At 70.2% G+C, this 3,532-nt stretch carries 5 protein-coding genes and 1 pseudogene; all 6 read right to left on the reverse strand.

The annotated features are described in order from the left end of the window. Positions 1–226 (reverse strand): annotated as a pseudogene (locus tag HG543_RS52370) (STM4013/SEN3800 family hydrolase); the annotation flags it as partial. Further along, complete coding sequence (locus HG543_RS52375) at positions 217–894, reverse strand: HAD family hydrolase (protein ID WP_169352475.1); 678 nt, start codon at positions 892–894, stop codon at positions 217–219. The gene HG543_RS52375 and the pseudogene HG543_RS52370, both read right to left, overlap by 10 nt. A gap of 92 nt (positions 895–986) precedes the next feature. After that, positions 987–1,166, reverse strand: coding sequence for a hypothetical protein (locus tag HG543_RS52380; RefSeq protein ID WP_169352476.1), 180 nt, complete (start codon positions 1,164–1,166; stop codon positions 987–989). A gap of 71 nt (positions 1,167–1,237) precedes the next feature. Next, a complete protein-coding gene (locus tag HG543_RS52385) occupies positions 1,238–2,383 on the reverse strand; it encodes a hypothetical protein (RefSeq protein ID WP_169352477.1) in 1,146 nt (381 codons plus the stop codon). Positions 2,384–2,413: 30 nt separating this feature from the next. Continuing rightward, positions 2,414–2,902 (reverse strand): hypothetical protein, encoded by a 489-nt coding sequence (locus HG543_RS52390; RefSeq protein ID WP_169352478.1) that lies wholly within the window; start codon positions 2,900–2,902, stop codon positions 2,414–2,416. 5 nt (positions 2,903–2,907) lie between these two features. Next, positions 2,908–3,532 (reverse strand): L,D-transpeptidase (locus HG543_RS52395; protein ID WP_169352479.1); only part of this gene is annotated, 625 nt, incomplete at its 5' end.

The following is a 3,532-nucleotide window of genomic DNA, read 5'->3' on the forward strand; positions in this document are numbered from 1 at the left end:
GACCGGGGGCGGCGGGGGTGGGCAGGAAGCCGGCGAAGAAGGCGTGATGCGCGGCGTAGGTGAAGCTGGCGGGCGAGTGGCGCGGCTCCCACCGGCCGCCGGGCAGCAGCGCGGAGAGGTGGGGCGTGCGGCCGGTGGCGGCCAGTTCCTCGGCGACGTCGTAGCGGAGGGTGTCGAGGGTGATGAAGAGCAGGTCGTGCGAGCCGACCACGGTGTTCATGTCCATTGCGCGAGCACCCTGGAGACTTCCGCGAGGTTGCCGATGATGCGCTCCACGGTGAACGTGGGACGGGGCAGTCCGTCCGGCCACGTGCGTCCGTGGGAGACCCAGCAGGTGGAGAGCCCCAGACGGACGGCGCCGACGATGTCGCGCTCCGGGTCGTCTCCGATGTGGAGCACCTCTTCGGGCCGCCGGTCCACCGCCGCGAGCGCCGCGAGGAAGATGCGCGGGTCGGGCTTGTCGGCACCCACCTCGCCGGAGAGGAAGACATTGGAGAGCACCGGCGTCAGCTCCGCGCGGTCCATCTTCGCGCGCTGCACACGGCCCGAGCCGTTGGACACCACGGCCACGGGAGCGCGCTGGCGCAGGGACTTCACGAGCGCCCCGGGCCCATCGACTGGCTGGATGAAGCCGGGGAGCCGGGAGGACATGTCCGCCCAGAGGGCCTCGGGCGTCAGCCGCAGACCCGGGAAAGTGGTGACGACGCCGCGGCAGAAGACGGAGCGGTCGATGGAGCCGCGTCCGTCCAGCGCGTGCAGCTCGGCCACCGCCCCGCGAGTCTCCGGGAAGGCGTGCGGGTAACGTGAGATGAGGTCGTCGACGTAGCGGGCGAAGGCGCCAGCGCGGTCGATGAGCGTGTCATCCAGGTCGAAGAAGACGGCCCGGGGCCGCATCCGAGCACTCCTCCCGAGGGCGGCGAGGATATGCCGCCTTGCCCGCGCGCGACAGGGCCCGGGCGGCGCATCCACCGGGCCTTACGGACGGACTACCGTCCCCAGCCCAGGGCGAGCAGCGGGTTCCATCCGACATGGGTGTAGGTCCGCGAGGGCTCGGTCGGGCGCGGCGGTCGGGGCGGCTCCGCGCCCCAGCACGACGGCTCCATCCAGAGAAGCGCCCCCAGCACGACGCACACGGCTCCCAGCCAGAATGGATTGGTGTGGGCCATGACCTTCCTCCCGAGTCTCGGCACGCCCGGCGCGCGTGCATGTCACCGAACACCGGGCGGGGCGGAAGGTGTCACCCGGCGCCGTGCCGCGCCCGGTCGTACGCCACCAACGCCTGGACGACCTCCTCCTGCGAGTCCGTCAGCATCAGGTGGCGCGCGTACTCCTGCCCCTGCGCGAGCTGCGCCAGCAACGGGTACACGGGCCGGGTGCGCGTCCAGAACTCGGTGCCGAGGAAGATCATCGGGCTGATGACGCCCACGGAGTTGTAGTGGTTCTGGCAGGCGTCCTGGAAGATTTCCTGGATGGTGCCCGCGCTGCCCGGTGCGTAGACGATGCCGCCCTTGGCAATCGTGAGCAGGCCGTCCTCGCGCACGCTGTTGGCGAAGTACTTGGCGATGTGCGTGGCGAAGGGATTGGGCGGCTCGTGCCCGTAGTGCCACGTGGGAATGCCCAGGCTGTCGCAGTACGGCTTGTCCTCGTCCCGCAGCGGGAACGCGCCGCGCACCTCGAAGGCGCGGGCCAGCCACTCGCGGTCCGTGTAGCTGGGGGCCTTCGCGAGGATGGCGAGCCCCGCGTCCAGCTCCGCCTCGGTGCGGCGCGCGAACCAGGCGCCCACGTGGGTGGCCTCCATGGCGCCCGGGCCGCCGCCGCTGACCATGAAGAAACCCTGGCGCGTCAGCTCGCGCGCCAGCGTCGCCACCGCGCGGTAGTCCGGCTGGCCACGCTTCATGGAGTGGCCGCCCATGATGGCCACCACCTTGCGCTTTCCGCCCTCCGCCTGGAGCAGGTCCTCCATGGCATCCGTGACGGCATGGTCATGCAGGCGCTGCGACAGCGTCTCCAGCAGCGTGGGCGGATTGCCCCGGCCGTGCGTGGCCCAGTGCGCGTAGATGCGCGCGTCCGGCGTGTCGACGTACGTCTCCGGCCGCGCGGGGTCGAAGCCGGCGTACAGCTCCTCCGGCGTGTAGAGGCCGCCGCGATACGGGTGATAGGGCAGCCCGGAGAACGGTGGGAACACCATGGCCCCGTGCGCGAGCGCGGTGCTCAGGGCCTCCTTCTCCAGCTCGCAGCCCAGGAAGACGGTGCCCGCGAGCTCGGCGGAGGACAGCTCGCGCGTGTACCGCCGCAGGTCCAACCCCTGGATGACGACGTTGGAGAGGTGCGCCCCCGCGCGCAGGTGCCGCTCGAATGCGTCGATGGTCTCTATCTCGATCACACCCTGGAGGATTCCACGTCCGACGCGTGGCTACCATCCCCAGTGAAGCGAGATGTCCACGTGGCCCGGGCAATCGTCGAAGGGAGCACGCAGGCCGGCTTCGAGCTCCAGGCGGCGCTCCACCCCCAGATACAGCTCGCGGAATGAGCGCCGAAACTCCAGCTGCGCGTGTCTGAAGCCCTGCAACACGTCGGGCCGCCCGAGCTCCGCCGCGAAGGACGCCGAGCGTGCCTGCAATTCGTTGAAGGCCCTGGCCAACGGCGCGGCGTCCATCCTGCATTCGTGCATCATGAGGCGTTGTTCGGCGGCGTGACATTCCTCGATGCACGTCAGGAGCCGCTGGAACGTCGCCAGCGTTTCCTCGGAGAACGTGACGCGGAAGAAGGTATCGGGCACGGTCGCCAGCTCGGTGATGTTCTCGAACAGCGCCGCCAACGAATACCAACTGAGCCACACCCACCGGCCCCCATCGAGCCCAAGCCTCACGACCCACTTCGAGCGGATGTCCTTCGCGTCCATCCTCGCTAGAAGAGCACGACCATCGTCCCCTCGGGAATCCGGTCATACAGCGAGGTGATGTCCGGCGTGTGCATCACCACGCAGCCCCAGGACAGGCGTCCGCCGCTCTCCGCCAGCGTCCATTCTCCCGCCCAGCCATGCAGGCCGATGCCGCTGCCCAGTCGCGTGGAGGCATTCGTGTTCTTCCGCGCCACCCAGTCCCGGGCAATCCGCTCGCGCGTCTTCGCGTCGATGAAGCCCGAGGCCACGCCCCGGTCCGCGTCCCACGGGTTCGGATAGTTCACCCGAATCCAGTGGCCGCCATAGAAGGCGGAGTACGGCCCGGGGATGTCCCCTCGCAGCTTCTGCGTGACGAAGTACATGCCCTTCGGCGTGCGGTTGTCGCCGCGCACCTGCTTGGCCCCCGCCGCCTGCCCGAAGCCCACCTCCTTGCGAGCCACCTCGCGCCCCTTCGCGTACAGCCGGAGCTGGAAGTCCTCATGGGAGATGAGCAGCAGCGCCGGCTCCTCCGCTGGAAGCGGCAGCCGAGCCCGCGCCGCGAGGAACCGTCGCGCCTCCGAGTCGGACAGCCGCCGGTCCGTGGACAACGTCACCGCGAGCCGGGCCTTCTCCCCCACCCGCCCCAGCGAC

Source organism: Pyxidicoccus fallax, assembly GCF_012933655.1.
Lineage (GTDB): Bacteria > Myxococcota > Myxococcia > Myxococcales > Myxococcaceae > Myxococcus > Myxococcus fallax.

What these genes read in the sequence shown, in the direction of transcription:
- HG543_RS52375 (WP_169352475.1), bottom strand. Translation starts at nt 894, where the DNA reads ATGCGGCCCCGGGCCGTCTTCTTCGACCTGGATGACACGCTCATCGAC.
- HG543_RS52380 (WP_169352476.1), bottom strand. Translation starts at nt 1,166, where the DNA reads ATGGCCCACACCAATCCATTCTGGCTGGGAGCCGTGTGCGTCGTGCTG.
- HG543_RS52390 (WP_169352478.1), bottom strand. Translation starts at nt 2,902, where the DNA reads ATGGACGCGAAGGACATCCGCTCGAAGTGGGTCGTGAGGCTTGGGCTC.